Source organism: Clostridium sp. 1001275B_160808_H3 (assembly GCF_015550425.1).
GTDB lineage: Bacteria > Bacillota > Clostridia > Clostridiales > Clostridiaceae > Clostridium.
Genome location: NZ_JADNAT010000004.1, coordinates 41,515 through 62,647, shown reverse-complemented (window position 1 = coordinate 62,647; position 21,133 = coordinate 41,515). Strand labels below are relative to the sequence as shown.

17 protein-coding genes are annotated in these 21,133 nt (G+C 27.7%); 1 reads left to right on the top strand and 16 read right to left on the bottom strand.

Annotation, left to right across the window (positions count from 1 at the left end):
- Positions 1-48 precede the first annotated feature (48 nt).
- The 4 genes from lepA to gpr form a co-directional block, all read right to left on the bottom strand.
- Entirely contained in the window at positions 49-1,857 is a 1,809-nt protein-coding gene (lepA, locus tag I2A75_RS04360) for a translation elongation factor 4 (RefSeq protein ID WP_195263256.1), read from the bottom strand.
- Between the two features lie 137 nt (positions 1,858-1,994).
- Complete coding sequence (locus I2A75_RS04355) at positions 1,995-2,552, bottom strand: hypothetical protein (RefSeq protein ID WP_195263255.1); 558 nt, start codon at positions 2,550-2,552, stop codon at positions 1,995-1,997.
- Between the two features lie 64 nt (positions 2,553-2,616).
- A complete protein-coding gene (locus I2A75_RS04350; protein ID WP_195263254.1) occupies positions 2,617-3,717 on the bottom strand; it encodes a stage II sporulation protein P in 1,101 nt (366 codons plus the stop codon).
- Between the two features lie 78 nt (positions 3,718-3,795).
- Positions 3,796-4,770, bottom strand: a complete 975-nt coding sequence (gpr, locus tag I2A75_RS04345; protein ID WP_195263253.1) for a GPR endopeptidase — start codon at positions 4,768-4,770, stop codon at positions 3,796-3,798.
- A 175-nt stretch (positions 4,771-4,945) separates the two neighbouring features.
- Between gpr and rpsT the strand changes: the two genes are divergently transcribed.
- The gene (gene rpsT / locus I2A75_RS04340) at positions 4,946-5,209 is read left to right on the top strand and encodes a 30S ribosomal protein S20 (protein ID WP_008677290.1); all 264 of its coding nucleotides are present in this window, start codon (positions 4,946-4,948) and stop codon (positions 5,207-5,209) included.
- A gap of 45 nt (positions 5,210-5,254) precedes the next feature.
- Here the strand turns inward: rpsT and holA are convergent, their stop codons facing one another.
- From holA to helD, 12 genes are all read right to left on the bottom strand, one after another.
- Positions 5,255-6,286, bottom strand: a complete 1,032-nt coding sequence (gene holA, locus I2A75_RS04335; protein ID WP_195263252.1) for a DNA polymerase III subunit delta — start codon at positions 6,284-6,286, stop codon at positions 5,255-5,257.
- A gap of 16 nt (positions 6,287-6,302) precedes the next feature.
- Positions 6,303-7,862: a ComEC/Rec2 family competence protein gene (locus I2A75_RS04330; RefSeq protein WP_243242007.1), complete on the bottom strand. Its 1,560-nt coding sequence runs from the start codon at positions 7,860-7,862 to the stop codon at positions 6,303-6,305.
- A gap of 153 nt (positions 7,863-8,015) precedes the next feature.
- Positions 8,016-10,514 (bottom strand): cation-transporting P-type ATPase, encoded by a 2,499-nt coding sequence (locus I2A75_RS04325; protein ID WP_195263250.1) that lies wholly within the window; start codon positions 10,512-10,514, stop codon positions 8,016-8,018.
- Between the two features lie 169 nt (positions 10,515-10,683).
- The gene (spoVAE, locus tag I2A75_RS04320) at positions 10,684-11,040 is read right to left on the bottom strand and encodes a stage V sporulation protein AE (RefSeq protein ID WP_195263249.1); all 357 of its coding nucleotides are present in this window, start codon (positions 11,038-11,040) and stop codon (positions 10,684-10,686) included.
- A 15-nt stretch (positions 11,041-11,055) separates the two neighbouring features.
- Positions 11,056-12,090 (bottom strand): stage V sporulation protein AD, encoded by a 1,035-nt coding sequence (spoVAD, locus tag I2A75_RS04315; protein WP_195263248.1) that lies wholly within the window; start codon positions 12,088-12,090, stop codon positions 11,056-11,058.
- Positions 12,091-12,108: 18 nt separating this feature from the next.
- Positions 12,109-12,579, bottom strand: a complete 471-nt coding sequence (gene spoVAC, locus I2A75_RS04310; protein ID WP_195263247.1) for a stage V sporulation protein AC — start codon at positions 12,577-12,579, stop codon at positions 12,109-12,111.
- Positions 12,580-12,765: 186 nt separating this feature from the next.
- On the bottom strand, positions 12,766-13,521 hold the full coding sequence (sigF, locus tag I2A75_RS04305; RefSeq protein ID WP_195263246.1) for an RNA polymerase sporulation sigma factor SigF: 756 nt from the start codon (positions 13,519-13,521) through the stop codon (positions 12,766-12,768).
- A 9-nt stretch (positions 13,522-13,530) separates the two neighbouring features.
- Positions 13,531-13,962 (bottom strand): anti-sigma F factor, encoded by a 432-nt coding sequence (gene spoIIAB / locus I2A75_RS04300; RefSeq protein ID WP_195263245.1) that lies wholly within the window; start codon positions 13,960-13,962, stop codon positions 13,531-13,533.
- Positions 13,963-13,976: 14 nt separating this feature from the next.
- Positions 13,977-14,312: an anti-sigma F factor antagonist gene (gene spoIIAA / locus I2A75_RS04295; protein ID WP_195263380.1), complete on the bottom strand. Its 336-nt coding sequence runs from the start codon at positions 14,310-14,312 to the stop codon at positions 13,977-13,979.
- A 523-nt stretch (positions 14,313-14,835) separates the two neighbouring features.
- Positions 14,836-17,145 (bottom strand): AAA family ATPase, encoded by a 2,310-nt coding sequence (locus I2A75_RS04290; RefSeq protein WP_195263244.1) that lies wholly within the window; start codon positions 17,143-17,145, stop codon positions 14,836-14,838.
- Between the two features lie 277 nt (positions 17,146-17,422).
- Positions 17,423-18,595: an FprA family A-type flavoprotein gene (locus tag I2A75_RS04285; RefSeq protein ID WP_195263243.1), complete on the bottom strand. Its 1,173-nt coding sequence runs from the start codon at positions 18,593-18,595 to the stop codon at positions 17,423-17,425.
- Between the two features lie 157 nt (positions 18,596-18,752).
- Positions 18,753-21,035, bottom strand: a complete 2,283-nt coding sequence (helD, locus tag I2A75_RS04280; RefSeq protein ID WP_195263242.1) for an RNA polymerase recycling motor HelD — start codon at positions 21,033-21,035, stop codon at positions 18,753-18,755.
- Between the last annotated feature and the right edge of the window lie 98 nt (positions 21,036-21,133).

The window sequence follows — 21,133 nt, the reverse complement described above, 5'->3', positions numbered from 1 at the left end:
AAAAAGGCTAAGTCTCCTTATGAAACTTAGCCTTTTTGATATTTAAATTTATTTATCTACTTTAAGAACTGCCATGAATGCTTCTTGTGGTATTTCAACTGATCCCACTTGTCTCATTCTCTTCTTTCCTTCTTTTTGCTTTTCTAACAGCTTCTTCTTTCTTGATATATCTCCACCATAACATTTAGCAAGAACGTCTTTTCTCATAGCCTTAACTGTTTCTCTTGCTATTATCTTTGAACCAACTGCTGCTTGAATTGGAACTTCAAACATTTGTCTAGGAATTATTTCTTTTAGCTTTTCAGCAATTCCTCTTCCTTTTTCGTAAGCTTTTTCTCTTGGTACTATCATAGATAAAGCATCTACAACATCTCCATTTAACATTATATCAAGCTTAACTAGCTCAGTTTGAGTATATCCCTTAAATTCATAATCTAATGATGCATATCCTCTTGTTCTAGATTTTAATGTATCAAAGAAATCATATACTATTTCATTTAATGGAATATCATAATTTATAGAAACTCTTGTTTCCTCTAAATATTGCATGTCAATAAAGGTTCCTCTTCTTTCTTGACATAATTCCATTACAGCTCCAACATAGTCAGAAGGTGCTATTATACTTGCCTTAACTATTGGCTCCTCCATATACTCTATCTCTGTTGCTTCTGGAAGGTTTGTAGGATTTGTAAGTTCTATTATATCACCATTAGTTTTTATTACCTTGTATATAACTGATGGTGCAGTTGTAATTATATCTAAATTAAATTCTCTTTCAATTCTTTCTTGAATTATTTCCATATGTAATAATCCTAAGAATCCACATCTAAATCCAAACCCTAAAGCTATAGATGTTTCTGGCTCAAAACTTAAAGCAGCATCGTTTATTTGAAGCTTTTCTAAAGCATCTTTAAGCTCTTGGTATTTTGCTCCATCTACAGGATAAATTCCTGAATATACCATTGGTACTGCTGGCTTATATCCTGGCATAGCTTCAGCTGTTGGTCTATCTGCTTCAGTTATAGTATCACCAACTCTTGCATCTCTTACATTTTTAATAGATGCAGCGATATATCCTACATCTCCTGCACGTAATTCACCTATCGGTAGTGTCTTAGGAGTAAATACACCTACTTCTGTAACTTCGCATACCTTATTTGTAGCCATTAACTTAATTTTAGTTCCTGGCTTAACTACACCATCGAATATTCTTACATATGAAACAACACCCTTATAACTATCATAATATGAATCAAATATTAAAGCTTTAAGAGGTGCATCTTCATCTCCATCTGGCGCAGGTATATTTTCTACTACTGTTTCTAAAACATCTCCTATATTTAACCCTGTTTTAGCAGAAATCATTGGAGCATCTTGTGCCTCTATTCCTATTATATCTTCTATTTCTTGTTTAACTTCATCTGGTCTTGCAGATTGTAAGTCAACTTTATTTATTACTGGAGCTATTTCCAAATCATTGTTTAATGCTAAATAACAATTAGCTAAAGTTTGTGCTTGAACACCTTGTGTAGCATCTACAACTAATATTGCACCTTCACATGCAGCTAAGCTTCTTGAAACTTCATATGTAAAATCTACGTGACCAGGAGTATCTATTAAGTTTAATATATACTCTTCTCCATCTGATCTTCTATATATAAGTCTTGCTGCTTGAGACTTAATAGTTATTCCTCTTTCTCTTTCTATTTCCATATTGTCAAGGATTTGCTCTTCCATTTCTCTTTGTGTTAGAGTTCCTGTGGCTTCTAATAATCTATCCGCTAGGGTTGACTTCCCATGATCTATATGGGCAACTATTGAAAAATTTCTAATATGTTTTTGTCTATTACTACTCATATATAAAACTACAACCGGATTTTTGGTTAATAGTCACTTCACCCCCATTATAATTAAATCAAAGTAAATTATATCACAATGCCTAGGATACATGTCAATATAAATATGAAGTTGTTAAACCCTGTAAAATACTATATTTAATTAGATTTCTCTAAAAAGTCATCAACTATTTTGTCTAATTTATCATTAGTTGTATTAGAGTTTGTATTTTTATCCTTATCACTAGATTCACTTTCTTTATCATTTACACCTTCTGTATCATTTGAACCTTCTTTACTATCTCCATTTTCTTCATTGCTTTCATTTATAGAGTTTATTTCTTCATCTTTATAATCACTCTTTATTTTCTCATTAATTTTATTCTTTATACTATTAAACCCATTATATATATTACTTCCTAACATATAAATTTTTTCTGTTATTGGATTATTAGCATTTATCATAAACTCTTTATCTGATACTTTTATAGTTGTATTTTCATTATTTTCATCAGTAGTATAAATTTTAACTTCTGCATTATCTCTTATAAATTCCTCAAAATCTTCTCCAAATTCTTCTTTTACTAATTGATAGTTATCTTCACCATTACCAATTGGTGATAATGCTCTAGTATTTACAATATTAATTTGGACAAAGCCAATGAAAACTAACAAGGAAAAAATTATTGTTCCTATTAAGACTTTTTTATTAAACAAAAAAGCACCCCCTAGTTTTTTTATTATCTAAAAGGATGCTCATAAATATCAACTTTTATTCAATTTAATTCCTATTTAAATGTTCTGCCAATACTCTTGCTATATATTTTGCAGTTAATTTTGCTTCTTGAGCAGTATTTACATTTGCTCCTACTTCTATAAGTACAAAATTATCACTTAAACTATAATTAATAGAAGTTGCTGCAATTTCATATTCATAAGTATTTCTAATTATTCCTGGAAATAGGGTATTAGCTGTATTATACAATTCATCAACTAAAGCTTTATTAGCTGAATATCTTGTACTGTTTTGTCCTGTAACAAACATCATCTTAGCTAAATTTTGGTTATTTAAATTAACTGTAACTGCATCTTTATTAGATACACTGTCTCTATGCAAATCTATGATTATTTTAAAATCTCCATATTTATCCAAGTACTTTCTTAAAGTTTCATTAGATCTTGTATAACTATCATTATAAGAAACACTATGATTTGTTTTATCATGCATTACTGATATTCCATATCCTTCTTCAAGCTCTTTTGCTAAAACATCACCAACACCTACAACGTTAAAATTACTATCTGTAGTATCTTTTCCCGCTTCAGCATAGTTTTCCGTTGTATGTGTATGGAATATAAGAATTTCTGGCTTTGAGTTATCTAATACTTTCTTTAAACTTGGATCATATGCTGCACTTACTTTATTTAATTCCGCAATATCCTCTGAAGTCATTTTAGCTATACTATCATTTTTTAATGAAAATGGTGTTAATTTTTTTATTGCTGATCCTAAAATAGAATCCCCTAAAGTACTATCTTTAAATAAACTTATTTCTCTTCCAACTATTCCATAAGTACTAAACCCTCTAAGACCTAAAGCTTCTAAAACTACATTTTTTACTGAAAGGTTATTTTCTACATATTCGCCTTCATCATATACTTGAGTTTTCACAACTGGCATAGTAAAGTTTAACATTTGAACATATGCATAACCACCTCGTTCATTGTACTTATTTATAACTCCCATTGCTCTTATAAAAAACACAATAACAGCAAGTATAATTATTGCATATCCAACATTAAAATTAGGTTTAGCAGAAGCTGGTTTTCCTCTAACACCTCTTGATTTTTGTTTAGGTATAGTTTGTCTTAATGAATACAACGGCAACTCCCCCTTCTCTCTATTATTTATATTAAGGGAGTTACATAATTATTAATACTTTTATCAAAATTTATTTGATTAATTCATAAATTTATTTATGTCTTCCATATCTAAGTTTGGTTGTACTGCCATATTTATTCCATTAGCAATTATTTTAGCTAAAGACTCTATAACTGCATCCACATCTTTAGGTGTTACCATTAAATCTCCAACAAAAGGATCTAGTATTTCCTTTATTAAAGCGCTTTTTTCTACTTTATCTACTGATTTTAGCATATTATAAAATTCTTTTCCACTTTCAGCCTTACTTATAAGTTCATCAAGTAGTAAATCAATAGTATCATTTGCTATTGTTGATGCATGAACCACAGTTGGAACTCCAATTGCAATAACCTTTACTCCTAATACTTCTTCGTTTATTTTCATCCTATGATTACCAACACCTGCTCCTGGAGAAATTCCAGTATCACTTATTTGAATAGTTCTATTAACTCTTTCTAACTTTCTAGAGCCTAATGCATCTATACATATAACTAAATCTGGTTTTATTCTATCTACTAAAGATTTCACTATTTCTCCTGTTTCTATTCCAGTAACACCTAGAACGCCTGGAGATATACAACAAACTGGTCTCACTGAATCATCTATCGCATCTGGCATAACTTGTTTTAAATGTCTAGTTACCATAATTTTTTCTGTTACCTTTGGACCAAGTGCATCAGGAGTTACATTCCAGTTTCCAAGTCCAACTACTAAAGCTGTCTTATCTTCTGATATATCAACCAATCTTTTTAATACATTGTCAACAACCTTAGAAACTTTATCCATAGATTCTCCATCATAATGTGTGAATTCCGGGAAATCTATAGTAATATAATTCCCTTTAGGTTTTCCAAGCTCCTTTCCTGCTTCGTCACTTTCTATAGTTACTGTAGTTATTTTTATATCATCTTCCTTCTCTTCTTCTACAATAACTCCATCAAGATCTCTTTTATTTTCTTTTGTATACATATCTCGTGCTTCTATAGCTAAATCTGTTCTTACATTTATCATAAAAATACCTCCTAAAAATCTTCCATCCCTCTTATTTTTCCTTAATGTTATAATTTAATACTTGAACTTATAAACTTTCAATGATATAATCTAGTATGTTAAAAACGAACTCGAACGCAGATTTCCCCAAAACTGCAAAGAGACCCTATAAAATTATTAAGGGGGTGAATTTAGAATGGCAAATATTAAATCAGCAAAAAAGAGAATTAAAGTTACAGAAGCTAAAACTGCTCAAAACAGAATGATAAAATCAGCTTTAAAGACTGCTATAAAGAAGTTTGAAACTGCTGTTGCTGCAAATAATGCAGAAGAAGCTAACGTTCTTTTCCCTAAGGCTGTTAAAGCTTTAGACATGGCAGCTCAAAAAGGAGTATGTCACAAGAACATGGTAGCTAGAAAGAAATCAAGATTAGCTGCAAAGTTAAACGCTATGGCGTAATCAAATAAGAAGCCGGTCCATTGGACCGGCTATTATTTTTTATGATTACTTTACCATAAATATATTAAAAAGCATTAGTTCCATCTCCATAGTTTTATCTACACCAGATGTTTTCAGCTTTTTTTCAGTTTCTAAACAAATTTCCATTAATTTTTGCAATTGCTTTATAGTAAATTTATTACATTGGTTAACAAGCTTTTCGCATATGAAAGTTGGTAGCCTATACTTACTTGCAAGATCATTTATATTAACTCCATTTTGACTAAGAACTTTAATTTCATATAGTCTTTTGAAATTATTTTCTATATTGCTTATTATCAGCATATGTTGATCGCTTTTAAATAATAATTCATCTAATAAATCAATTGCTCTTTCTACTTTTCTTTGAGATATTAAATCAATTAAATCGAATATATCATCTTCACTAGAATTAGCTATAAGCTTATCTATGTCTCTTTTAGTTATTTGAGCTCCATTAGTATAGGATATAATCTTATCTGCTTCCCTCTTAATTATATCAAAATTATTTTGGACCTTTTCAGCAAAATATCGTGCTTCTATCTTTCCTATTTCTTTTCCATTAGCTTTAAATACTTCCTCTACTTTTTTATAATACCTATCTTTTTTAAGCCTATCAAAATAAACTACTTTAGAAACTTTATCTAAGGATTTTATTTTATTATTCTTTTTAGGAGTATCTCTTTTATCATTAAATAAATAATACATTATTAGTACTGTATAAGGTGGTAAATCCTTTAGATATTTTAATACTTCATTATAAGTTTTAGTGTTTGCACTATCTGTTTTATCTTTTAAAAACGCTGCTCTATATACAACTACAACTTTTTTATCCCCCATAAAAGGCATTGTTTCACAAGCATTCATAATTTCATCAAGATTTGTAGTTAATCCATCTAACCTTATATAATTTAAATCTAGTAAAGATTTATCTACAGTATCATTTACAATTAAGTTTATTCCTTCTTTTATAAGTTCCTCATCTAAACCACAAAAAATATAAGAATTTTCTATTTTACTCTTTTTAACTTCACCTTCTAGTGCATCAAAATCTATCAACTTAATCTACCTTTCTTTAATTAAATACTAAAATATTATTTTCAAGCAAAATTATCTTACCATAATTACTTGACTTAAAATCTATTATATCATAATTAAAATCATTTTTCCCTTTTGATATCTTAAGTACATAATTCTTATTTCTACCTTTTAATATAATATCTTTATTATCTTTTAACATTTGATAACCATCACTTATTCTTATAGTATTAAAATTATTATATGAATTTTGTGATAAAGTTACTATTTTATATTTTTCTAAATCCACACTTTTTTTCAAAGCAACTACACTACGCTCTCCTTTAAAACTTATTGATATTATTCCATCTTTATAATATTCTATCTTAGGAAATGGGCTATATACTAGTATGTAATAATAGAAAACTAGTATTAGAGGGAAATAAATAACCCTTCCATAGCCTTTATAATAAAAGTAACATGTAATCCACATAACAATATAGCATATAATTACTATTTCATTTAAATATAAAGAATTTGGTGTTATATTTAGTAGCCACTCTGTTGATATATCTATAAATAAAGTTACATAATAAGTTATAAATGATATATAGTTAAACAGAAGGTTAACTTTAACTAAAATAGCTAATAAATTTCCTAGCACAACTACTATATTTATTAAAGGTAAGAGTATTAAATTTCCCATAAGAAACCCCAAAGAGAACTCTTTAAAATATATTATTAAAATTGGAAATGTAAAAATTTGTGATGATAAACAAATAGATACACCTTCCCTTAAAAACTTAGGAAATCTATATAACTTTTTATTTATTGTTTTATTAAATATTATTATTCCAAGAGTAGCTAAAAAACTTAATTGAAAGCCTACTTCAAATATGCTATATGGCTTATATAAAACCAATACAATACCAGCCATAGATAATGATGCAAGTGGATTGTAATTTCTTTTTAAAGGAGTTGCTAATCCCATAAATAACATCATTATATAGGACCTTACAGTTGATAAAGCAGCACCTGTAAATATTACATAGATTATAGAAACTATAGGAGCAAGTTTGCTTCCAAATATCTTTTTTAATATAGAGTAAACTAAAACCATATGAAGGCCTGATACAGAAATTGCATGAAGTACCCCCAGATTTTTCATATCTTCTTCATCATCTTTATCTAAAAAATCTGAATATCCAAATGATATAGATGTAACTATTGCCGCTCTTCTATATCCTAACTTTTCCTTTAAGGTATCAAATATATACTCTCTGATCCTATATATTTTACCTTTTAAATCAACATTTAATTTCTTAAATTCATCTACTTTAAACTCTCCTATTACCCCTTTTTCTTTATTTATTTCTTTAGTAAACTCTCCAGTTATTATAAGCCTTTCTCCTAATTTAACATTTTTTAAATTGCCAGTTAAATATATCTTTCTTTTTGATACCTCAGCAGTTGCTCCATAAGAATTAAGCGATATTATTCGCACATTTTCCTTTTCGTGAACCTCAAAATTATAATAATAAATATTATTAATTATAGGTATAAAAAAGAAAGCTATAAGAATAATAGTTAACCTCAAATTCATTTTGAATATTAGCATTATAAAAAAACAGCTAGCAATAAGTATTGCTAGCCAAATATTTTTATTTGAAATTATGAATATATAACTTGATAATATAAAAGTAATAAATATATATGGTAATATATTTATTTTTTCTTCATAGTCCAAATGGCAACACCTCATTAATAATTTTTACCATTTTTTTATAATTAAATCTCCTAATAAAAAAATAAATATTAACCAAGATATCACAATAACAAATATCATAGAGTAAGTAAATTTAGTTATCATAATTAATATAAATAAAGATATTATATAAATGAATATAGTTAATACTAATAACTTTAATCCTTTTAAATTTCCTCTTTTAAATATTCGACAATTAATTAGAGTATCTATAATCAGCATTAATCCCATTAAAGAAAATCCTATTATGTCATAATTATCTTTTATAAAATAAAGTGCAACTACAGGTATAATACAAAATAATATACATCTTAAAGCTACTTTTTTACCTTTATAAACATCATTCCCATATATCATATTTATGATTATTATAGGTGAAAGCATAAAAAAATTCATTAATATAATAAAATACTCGTCTACTACTAGTCCACTTGTTATATAATATTTTAAATTTAAAAATACAATTTCACATAGCATAGCTATGGTGTATATGCTTATTCCTCTTTTTATCCCCTCTTCTACTTCAGCATGTTTTTCTTTTAATTTAAAGAAAGCCTTAATACTACTTTTATAAGTATATATATCTCCTATTTTTTTGAGTAACATGGATAGCTTTCCTTTAACTATTCCAACTCTTGCTAAGCTTATAAGAGAAATATCACCTAATGTTTCGCCTTCAATAGAAAATTTATATCCATCGGTATTATATAATGATATAATTTTATTCTTTTGCTCAGGGTTTAGCTTACAATAAATCCTTGTTTTAGAAACAACTCTAAGCATTTCCTCTTCACTTAAAGATTCTAATTCAACACCTGTAGTTATTTGTTCTAGTGATGATATAAGACCTATTTTTTTGCCAAGAACTTCAGAAGCTATTTTATTATCCTCAGTAAATATAATTGGTAACACACCTTGATCCATAATACTTCCAATATCATCAACTACATCATCAATCAAAGGATTTTCTAGAGCCATAATTCCAACAAACACCAAATTGCTTTCTATATTTTCAAATTCTGAAGGCTCATAATTAAAGCTTCTATATGCAAATGCTTCTGTTATTAATCCTTCTTTTGAAAAATTCAAATCTGCAAGTTTAATCTTCATTATATCTTCTGAAGACATTTCTCTTTCTATTCCATTAATAAGTATATGAGTACAACTATTTAATATTGCTTCTAAACTTCCTCTAGAATTTGCTCTATATCCATTTCTATTTTTATTCACTGTAGTTATCATATTTTCATTAGAGCCTCTATCAATTTGGAATTTCCTTTTATTTTTACTTTCTAAATTGCCTTTAAAAATAGAATTCTCAACTCCATATTTTACATATGCTACTTCAAGCATGTTTCCTTTTGACCAATTATTATCATTATTGTATTTTGCATTATTACATAGTATTGATATATCTAAAAGTCTTTTTATATTTATATCATTAATATCTATTGTATTAGATTTATAAATTTGTTCATTTGTGTATAATTTATCTAAAAACAATTCTTTTTTAGTTATTGTCCCAAGCTTGTCCAAGAAAAATATTTTTATGTCATTTACTAAATCTAAGGCTGAAAAATTTGTTAGTTCAATATCATCTTCCCTTAAAATCTTTTCTTTTATGTATTTTCCATAATACGTTATTATAATCGGAACAAAAATACAAATTGTTGCAAATACCCCTTGTATAAATAGTTGTTTTTTGTCAATTAATTTCCCAGGAAATACAACTATAAAAATTGCTTGTACAATAATTAGGCATAATACAAGTTTAAATAAAATTTCCTCCATCTTATTTATAGCAATATCCTTTTTACCCTTTGAATTATCTATTATTCTTATTAACTTTCCTAGTTGTGTATTATTTCCAACTCCTATAACTATCCCTTTTCCTGAACCTTCTTTTACTAAAGAACCTCTAAAAAGAATGTTACTCATTTCGCCAATAGATGATATTTCATTATCAAGCTTTGTTGAAAATTTATCTTTTAAAAATCGATCTCCAGTTACACTACTTTCATCTACTTTAAGATTTTCACTCTCTATAATTCGAATATCAGCTGCAATTATAGAATTTTTTCTAAAATAAACTATATCTCCTTTTACTAAATCTTCTGCTTCCACTAATTTCTCTATTCCTTCTCGTAAAACTAGTACTTGGGAAGTATTTAAATTTTGTAAAATTTCTATTTCTTTTTCCTTAGAAATCTCATGATATAATTTAAACCCTAAATTAAATAATAGTAAAAATATTGTTAGTAAACTAACTATGTAAAATTTATTTAATAAAAAAATAGTTATAAGTAATAAATATAAGTACAAGTATTTTTCTTTTAAAATATCTAATATTAATTTAAATACCCCTCTAGAATATGGAAGCGAAATTTTATTATCCCCATCCTCTTCTTTTCTTAAGTTACAATCATACTCGTAAAGCCCTTTATTGACATTGCTTCCAAGTGAATCTACTACCTTCGTCCAGCTATTTCCATAATAACTTTTCATTTTCCTCCTCCTACCTCTAATAATTCGCCATTTATTACTATTATTTTTAAAGTTATTTTAATTGTATCATTTTTTAAATTTAACTAAAAAAAGAAAAACCTAACACTTATAGTATAAGTTGTTAGGCCATTTTTTTAAAGTATTAATTTCTAATATTTACTATAATCTATTAAGATTTTGTTTTAGGATTAAATATTAACGCCATTATGTATCCAAAGAAAATTGCAGCTGTTATTCCTGCAGCTGTTCCTGTTATCCCACCTGTAAAAGCACCTATTAATCCTTTTTCTTCAACAGCTTTTATTGCACCTTTAGCAAGAGAATTTCCAAACCCAGGTAAAGGAACTGTTGCACCCGCTCCACCTATTTCAACTAATTTATCATATATTCCAAAGGCACCTAATATTACCCCTAATGTTACAAAGATTACTAGAATTCTTGCTGGTGTCAATTTAGTAGTGTCCATAAGAATTTGTCCTATTACACATATTATTCCACCTACTATAAAGGCACTTAAATATTCCATACTAGTCTCCCCTTTCTACTTTTCTTTAAATTCTATTGCTACAGCATGTGCTATGCCCGGAATACTTTCACCTTGTAAAGATGAGGTTGTACTCATAAGAGCTCCTGTAGAAATTAATAAAAGATTTTTTATTTCTTTTCTCATTAATTTTTTGTAGAAGCATCCTGATGCTACCACAGCTGAGCACCCACACCCACTTCCTCCTGAGTCTGTATTTTGAACTACATCATCAAATATCATATCTCCACAATCAAAGTAATTTTCTCTTATATCATATCCATATTCTAATAGTAATTTACATGTTATTTCTTTACCTACTTTACCCAAATCCCCTGTTGCAATTACATCATAAAACTTAGGGTCTCTACCTGTATCCTTGAAATGCCTTGCTAAGGTATCTACTGCTGCTGGTGCCATAGCTGCACCCATGTTATTTGGGTCTTTTATTCCATAATCTTTTACAACTCCTGTTGTTATATAAGTAACTTCTGGAAAGTTACCCTCTTTTCCAAGAACCATAGCTCCTGAACCAGTTACAGTCCATTGAGCCAATGGACTTCTTTGTGACCCATATTCCAAAGGAAATCTAAATTGCCTTTCTGCTGAACTAAAATGTGATGAAGTAGAGGCAACAACATAATTAGCAAATCCTCCATCTATCATCATAGAAGCCACACTTAATGATTCTGACATAGTGGAGCAAGCTCCATATAATCCAAAGAACGGTATATTTAATTTTCTAGCTGCAAAAGATGAAGATGTTATTTGATTTAATAAATCTCCAGCAAATAAATAATCTATATCCTCTTCTTTTAATCCAGCGCGATTTATTGCACTTGTTATTGCTGTATACATCATTTCGCTCTCAGCTTTTTCATAGCTTTCTTTTCCAAACATATCATCATTTAATATTTCATCAAAATATTCCTTTAATGGTCCTTCACCCTCTTTTGGTCCAACAATAGAATATGTTGCTATTATTTTAGGAGGATTTTGAAGTTTTACAGTTTGCTTTCCAACTTTTTTTACATTTAAATTATTAGTATTCATATTATTCCTTCCTCCTTTTTATTTTAATACTTGTATAAAATAATAAATAATACCTATTATTACGGAGCTTCCTATACCATATACTAATACTGGTCCTGCTATGGTAAACATTTTAGCTGCTACTCCAAACACGAAACCTTCTTTTTTAAATTCTATGGCTGGAGCAACAACAGCATTTGAAAAACCTGTTATCGGAACTACCGTTCCAGCGCCTCCGAAAGATGCTATTTTATCGTATATTCCTACTCCAGTTAAAAGAGCTCCTAAAAATACCATAATTATTGGTAACAACATTTTAACCTCTTCTTCTTGAAATCCATATTTAACTAGAAGTGTTTGAAAAATTTGACCTAATGTACAAATTGCCCCTCCAACTAAAAAAGCCCTTGCACAATTTCTAACTATTTTAGGCTTTGGATTTGTCTGATCTGTAATAGTTTGAAATTTATTTAATATTTGTTGTTCACTTGGTGTCTTTTTTTTAGCCATAATATTACTCCTTTCTAAATATGTATAATTTTATTATCCCAATTATAATAAATATAACACTGGAATATACTTCAAAATTTTTTCAACAAAAAAAAAATCTTTTGATATAATTTCAAAAGATTTTTATTATAACTTATTCATTTTTTTCTTTCCCTTTGTTATCATTTGTAATTTAATATTTTTTCTTTATTCTTGTAGTTTTTGTTTCATTAATACTAATACTTTCTTTTCAATTCTAGATACTTGCACCTGACTTATACCTAGCATCTTAGCAACTTGAACTTGTGTTTTATCCTTAAAGTATCTAAGCATTATTATTTGTCTTGACTTACTATCGAGGCTTCTTAGTGCTTCTTTTAATGCAATTTTATTTATCATATCACTATCGTCTTCACCTTTTTCACTTAGTTTGTCTATAAGTAAAACAGGGGCTCCATCATCTTGATGAATAGTATCATATAGATATTGCATACTAGCAGCAGATTCTATAGCAAACAGTATTTCTTCTTTGTCTACGCCTGAAAACTCAGATAGCTCTTCAATAGTTGGTTCCCTATCTAATTTTTTAGTTAGTTGTTCTTTGTCAAAATGTAACTTCCTAGCTAAACTTTTTACATTTCTACTTACCTTTATTATTCCGTCATCTCTAATAAACCTCTTTATTTCCCCTATTATCATAGGAACTGCATAGGTAGAAAACTTAACATTAAATTTATCATCGAAATTATTTATAGCTTTAACTAACCCTATGGAACCTATTTGAAATATGTCTTCGTAATCATACCCTCTATTAAGGAATTTTTTACTAATGGATGATACAAGAGGTAAATTCATCTCAATGACTTTATTCATGGCATCTTGATTACCTGCTTTTGCTAGAGGTATTAATTGTGAGTTTTCTTCATAATTATACGCCTCTTTTCTTACACTTCCATTTTCCATATACTTCACCTAACTTACTGTGTTGAATTTCTTCTTCATTACAACTTTAGTTCCTTTACCTTCTTCGCTCTTTACTTCTAAGCTATCCATAAATGTTTCCATAACTGTAAATCCCATTCCGGATCTTTCTAGCTCTGGCTTTGAAGTATATAGTGGTTCCATTGCTTGCTCAACATTTGTAATTCCTCTGCCAAAATCTTCAATACTTATAGTTATTTCATCCCCACTTATAGTAGCTTCTATTTTGATTATACCCTCTTTTTTGTTTTCATAACCATGTATTATAGAATTTGTTACGGCTTCTGATACCGCTGTCTTTACATCTGTTAGTTCTTCTACTGTTGGGTCTAATTGGGAAACAAATGCAGCAACTGCAACCCTTGCAAACCCTTCGTTTTGGGATTTACTCATTAATTCTATACTTACTTTATTATCTACCATTTTAAACCCCTCCATTAAATATTGACTACAGCTTCATCTATATTGCTATATACATCAATAATTTTATACATACCTGATATTTCAAAAACTTTATTAACAGTTTTATTTATTTCTGCTACACAAAGTTTCCCATCTCTATTTTGCATTTTCTTATATCTACCTATAACTACACCAATTCCAGAGCTATCCATAAATGTTACTCCATTAAAGTTTAATATAACTTTTTTTATGTTATCTCTATCTATCCTATCATCTATTTTAACTCTTACCTCTTCAGCACTATGATGATCTAACTCACCCATTAAGCTAACAACTAGTTTGTCTTCATTTTTATCGAATTTTAGATACATACAAACTGGGGCTGCCGCAGAAAGCCATTTAATTGTGCGACCAGCACCACCCACCTCCTCAATAGTTATTTAAAAATTATTTTCCTTCTTTTTCCATAATTTTAACATACTATTTTATTCATAGTCAAATAAAATAATAACTTTTTTATCTTATTATATTTAAATTAATAGAAATTTTAATATTTAATTTATTACTCAATATAAATTTATGTAATATATGTTATAAATTTTTATTAAAAATTAAAAATACTTAGTTTTATGCATATTTAAATAGTAGATAAAAAAATTCTATTTAAAACCTATCTTAAGTAAGTAAAATCAATAGCTTAAGAGGATATAACGTTTCGTTATACCCTTTAGAAGAAAAAATTAATGTGTAAGCCTAAAAGGGGGTCGCGAAACGCGACCCCCTTTATAAAAATAAGAGATTAACTTTGTAAAAGTAGTCAAGATTACTTGAAATTGAATAAACTAAATTCTACATTAAAATAAATTTCTAAGACTATGTCTTTTAGTTATATTACTATTCTTGTTTTTCTTTTTTAACTTTTTTATATTTTTTTATTTCTGATCGTAAGCTTGTATAAAAATCTTCTAATGATTCACCTTCTTCTAATATTAAAGTTTCTATTGCATCATCTAGATTATCCATAGTATATATATGGAAATCCCCATTTTCTATAGACTTCTCAATTTCTGGTATTAATATTAATTCATCCTTATTTGAAGAAGGAATTAAAACTCCTTTATTTTTAACTGTATCTAAAAAGTCACATACCCTATAGAAACCTTCAATTTTTTCATTAACACCTCCAATTGCTTGTACCTCCCCTAATTGATTTATAGAGCCAGTTACTGCAATTGTTTGCTTTATAGGTCTTTTACTTAATGAAGATAAAATACATATAATCTCTGCTACTGATGCACTATCTCCATCAAGTAAACCATAAATTTGCTCAAAACTTAAATAAAAATCTACTGGAATTTCTTCATATGGATTAATTATATTATTTAGTAATCCTTTTAATATATTTATTGATTTTTCATGTATTTTTCCGCTTAATCTACTTTCTTTATGAATATCTATTATTCTTCCTGATCCTTTGTGAGATACACATGTTATCCTCATAGGCTTTCCAAAAGAATGATATCCAGTATCCAAAACAGCTAGTGCATTTATAACTCCTACTCTTTTTCCTATAACAGATATTAAAATTTTGTTTTCTTTATACATTTTATCATATTCATCTTCTATTCTTTCTTTAGCATATGCAATATCTACTATATCTTTAGATTCTATCATTAATGACTTTCTCTTTTTTGCATTATCATTTGCTAAAATCATTAATTTTTCTATTTCAGTAGTATCTATATTTACTTTAGTCTTACTATTAGCAGTTCTTGATAGATATTTGATTATTTCATTTATTCCATCTTCTGTAATAGGCATAAGATTATTTTGCTTTACTTTATTTTTTATAGATTTATTTATATAAGATGTAACATTATCATTTGCCTCTACAATAGGATTAAATTCAGCCCTTAAAGGGAATAACTTTCTAAAATCTTCATCTAAGCTATACAGTGTATCATAAGTTTCTTGATCACCTATTAAAATCACTTTTACATTTATAGGTATTGGTTGTGGCTTTAATCCACTTATTGATATTACTTCTACATATGATTTTGAATTATCATATGTTATTTTATTAGTTATAAGAGCCTTCTTCAAATGGTAGTAAGAATATGAATTAGTAGCTAGTGAGCTCATTCTAACAATTAAACATCCACCATTTGCTTTTAGTAAAGTTCCTGGATTTATTAAGGATATATCTGTCGTATATACACCATTATGATTCTCATACTCTATAAAACCCATTAAATTGTTTATATTTGGATCTTCTTCATAAATAACAGGTGGTGTAGACCTTGAACTATTGTCAACAAGTAAATGCATATCATACTTATTTATAACTTGATAAAGTTGTTCTTCATCTTCATCAATATCCATTGTATAGCAATTTATAATTTCCTTTTCAATTGATATAAATAATCTTTCTAAATATTCATAAGCTGCATCATCATCTATAAATTCAAGTAAAACCTCGTCCTTATATCCTTCCATTTCCTTGGCTAAGAAATCACTATATATTTCCTTTAACTTTTTTATTGATTTAGTTTCTATATCTTTTAATTTTCCTAAAACTACTTCTGCTTTTTTCTTTAAAATAGATGCTTTTGCTACAATAGCTTCTTTCTTATTTTTTTCTAATTTATCATATTCACTTTCGCTAATTACCTTGCCATTTATTAATGGAATAAAAGCAAAACCCTTATTAGTGACTTTCACTTCAAAATCTTCTTTTTTTGCCATCTCCATCAATTCACTTATATAATCATTTCTCTTACTTTGTATTTCTTCTATAAGCTCATCCTTTTCATCTTCAGATGAAGTATTATAGAACTCCTCTACTATTTCTATATAATTATTTCTTATTTCTTCAACTGCGTCCTTCAACTTTTTACCATTACCATTACTAACAAATAATACTTCTGGCTTTTTATCATCCTCTAATGAAACATAGCAAATGTCTTTTGGAGGTTCCAGATATTTATACTGCTCCTCTATATAACCTTGCAGTTTCTTTAGTTTTTCCTTAGAAAATGAATCAATTAAATAAAGATTATAGCCTTCTTTATTTATATTAAGAGCTCTTCCAATCTTTTCATACTCACTATCTATTTCAGGAATTTTTGTTACACTGCCTTTCAAATCACTTTCTTTGAATTTAAAATTAAATTTTACTTCTTGTGAAGTTAACTCTTTTCTCATATATTTTCCACTTTAAAATTGCTTTAGCAATTATTAAGAAGCAGTTTCCCCCCTTTTTTAGTATTTACTATATAGATATTCCTAAGATGCTTTTTTAGGGAATAATTTTTAAAATTTAATTATTTTTATCTATATCATATTAAATATATATGAAAGTTTATTATGACTAATACTTTCTTTTTCATAATTATATATTTTTAGTTAATATTTTGTTGTAAAATAATAAAAGACCTGTGTTTTTTTATTCACAGATCTTTCTTTTACTAGTGTTTTTTAACTACATCAGTTCTATAAACTTATTTACCATTTCTTCTGCATTCTTATAATCTTGATCTGAAGGCACAAAACAGAATGATAATCCTGGCTCAACTACTTTAAGCTTTAAATCTTTAAGTCTTGATGTTAGCATTCTTACTCCTTCTCCACTCCATCCATAAGAACCAAATGCTAATGCAGGTTTTCCTCTATTTATTATAGGATTAACTAATGATAATAAATCCCAAGATGGTTTAACTGCATCTTGATTTATTGTTGGAGATCCAACCATAAATCCTCTTGCTCTTTCTATTTTTGCTATACTTTCTTCTAAAGGAATAGTTGTTATTTCTGTTACATCTGCATTAAATCCCTTTTCTTCTAGCATTTCCTTCATAAAGTTAGCCATATTTTCTGTATTTCCATATGCAGAAATGTAAAATATTTCTACCTTATTTTTATCTACTTCTGCTTCTGTTGCCCATTCTTTATAAAGATTTAAAATCTTATCTATATTAGCAACATGAACTGGTCCATGACTAGGTGCAATACATTCTATATTTAAGTCTTTTATCTTCTCTAAACCCATTAGTACAAACTTTTTAAATGGTCCCATTATGCAATTAAAGTAGTATTCCATTTCTACAAAATAATCTTGGTTCAAACTTTCTGTAATTCCGCCTTCTGGACAATAATGAGAACCAGTAAAATCACATGTAAATAGTAAATTTCTTTCTTTTACATATGTGAAAATAGTATCTGGCCAGTGTAAATTAGGTGCGCTTATAAATTTAAGACTTGTTTCTCCAAGTGAAATCTCTTCTTTAGCTTCTACGGCATTAAAATCTCTATTTAATATATTCTTTAAATAATTTAATGCAGCTTTAGATGCTACTACTTTTATTTCAGGATAATCTTCAATTAATTTTATTAATGATCCACTATGATCTAATTCAGTATGCTGAACTATAACATAGTCTACTTTCCTATCACCAATTACTTCTTTTAAATTATTTTTAAACTCATCATAAAATCCAGTTTTAACAGTATCTACTACAGCTACTTTTTCGTCATTTATTACGTAAGAGTTATAGGTTGTTCCTTTTTTAGTTTCCATTATTATATCAAATATTTTTAAATCCGGGTCTTTAACCCCTACCCAATATATATTATTCTTTAGCTCTTCCTGTAACATATCCCTACCTCCAACTTTAATCTTTTACTATATATATTTTAGTAATATTTTACCATAAATACTTTTGTCAAACAATTATGCAATTCGACTTTTTTTGTGTATTTATCATCTATATTTTAATTCTTCTATAACTTTTTATTTAATTTTTCTATAACTTTTATATTTTTATCATATCTGTTATATTATCAACTTCTATTATATATTCATAGTGCAAAGCCCTTGTTAATGATACATATAAAAGCCTTTGATCTAATAAATTATTTTTAAAATTAGACTTACTCGGATTATAAATAATTGTTGCATCGAATTCTAATCCCTTTGTTAAATAGGATGGTATTATCAATATATCATCATTATGCTCTTTTTCATTCCCTTTTATTAATGTTGCTTTAAATTGCGAATTCTTTTTTATAAGCTTTTCTAAAGTTTTTCCTTCTTCTATACCTTTAGTTATTATTGCAATACTACTTTTCCCTTTATCCATAACTTCAGTAATTATATCATTTATATTTTTTACTGCATCTTTGCTATTATTACATTTTATTATTTTAGGTAATTCTCCATGTCTTAATACAGGTTTTGCTCTTTTTAAGTCTAACTCTTGTGCATCTAGCGCACCATTAGCAAAATCTATAATCTCAACTGTAGATCTATAGCTTTGAGTAAGCTGCATATAAGTTGCCTTTCCATCAAAGACCTTATCTACTATATCACTCCAATTCTTTATCCCTTTATAATAATATATTCCTTGAGCAATGTCTCCAACTAAAGTAAGAGAATTTCCTCTTGTTAATCTATTTACTAAATAAATTTGGAATGGATTATAATCTTGTGCTTCATCCACCACTATATGAGAGTATTTTTCTTTTTCTTCAACACCTTCTAAAAGAATATTAATATATAAAAGTGGTGCTAAATCATCTTCATCTATAATTCCTTTGTTATAGTTTGAAATAATTTCTTCCTTCATGAATTGTGATAATTCTTTTGGTATTTTATTTAAAGTAGCAAGTTCAAAAAAATCTTCATTTTTAAATAAATCCACATATATGTCCTTAGAAGTTATTCCTCTCCAGCTTTTAAAATACTCATTCATTTCTTTTTTCGAGTTATTTTTTATATTATTTTTTATTTCATCTCTTTCTGAATAAGTTTGTATTAACTGCTTTCTTCTATCTTCACAATCTTCTTGTTTAATTTTTATTTCTTTAATCTTTATATCCCATTCTAAATCTACTTGCAGACAAAGGACTTCTATTCTCTCTTTAAGCTTTAATCCTAAATATCTTTTTATTTCATCTTTTCTTTTATTTATTGGAAAATTCTTTAAGTCTTTAAGATAAAGCCTCATTATTTCTCTTTTATTGAATAATAAATAATCTCCAATCATTATATCTGTTATATCAACAGAGTCACTTTCTAATAATGCAATGTATCTATCAATAATAGATTTAAATGCTAATGTTCCTTTTATTTTAGATGAATTTATTATTAATTTGCATTTTTCTGCATCGTCAGATTCAATTAACTCCTTAAGTTTTTCATCTTTTCCCTTTACCTTACTTCTAATTTTCAGATGCTTAAGTACTAAATCCTGAAAAGTAGTTTGATTAACTTCATCAACACCTAAATTAGGTAATATATCTGAGATATAATCCAAAAACAACTTATTAGGAGCTAAAACTAAAATATCTTTTCCTTTCATAGTTTCTGAATATCTATAAATCAAATAGGCAAGTCTATGTAAGGCTATAGTAGTTTTCCCAGAACCAGCTGAACCTTGAACTATAATAGGTAAATTCTTAGGCCATCTTATAATATCATTTTGTTCCTTTTGGATAGTTGCTACTACTTCTTTTAATTTTTTTCCTCTACTTTCCTCAAGATTTATTTTTAAAAATTCATCAACTAAGTCATTTCCTTCATCGCCTGTTTTTACTATAATTTCGTTTATCCCCTCATCAAATATTTCATTTAAAGAATCTTCCTTAAATAAAAATTTTCTTTTTAGAGATAGGTTTCCTTCTATTATTCCTAGTGGAGATTTATAATATGCATATCCTCCAGTTCCACTATAATATAAATCAGCTACTGGAGTTCTCCAATCTACTACTATTTCTTCTCCATCTATAGTTGAACTAACTGATTGTTTGCCTATATATATACTTTCGTCTTGGCCTCTCAGTTCCCTAAAATCAACCCTACCAAAATAAGGAACCTTAATAGCCTCCTCATAATTCTTTATATCTTTTTTTAATACAGAATATATTTTTTCTGTTGTTTCTTTTTCTTCGTTATAATTTCCCTTTGATTCTTTTGTTAAAGCTTTTAACTTGCCTTCTATAACTTCATAGCTCTTTTTCTTCTCTAAAAGTTCATTATCTATCTTTTTCCTTTTTTCCTTTAATATTTCTTGTTCTAATTTCAAATTATTATTCATATCATTACCTCTAAATTCAACTAATGCCTTAATTATAGGCTAATTAAAATCTAAATTCAATTATAAAGCACATAACTAAACAATTAAAAATTATTAGT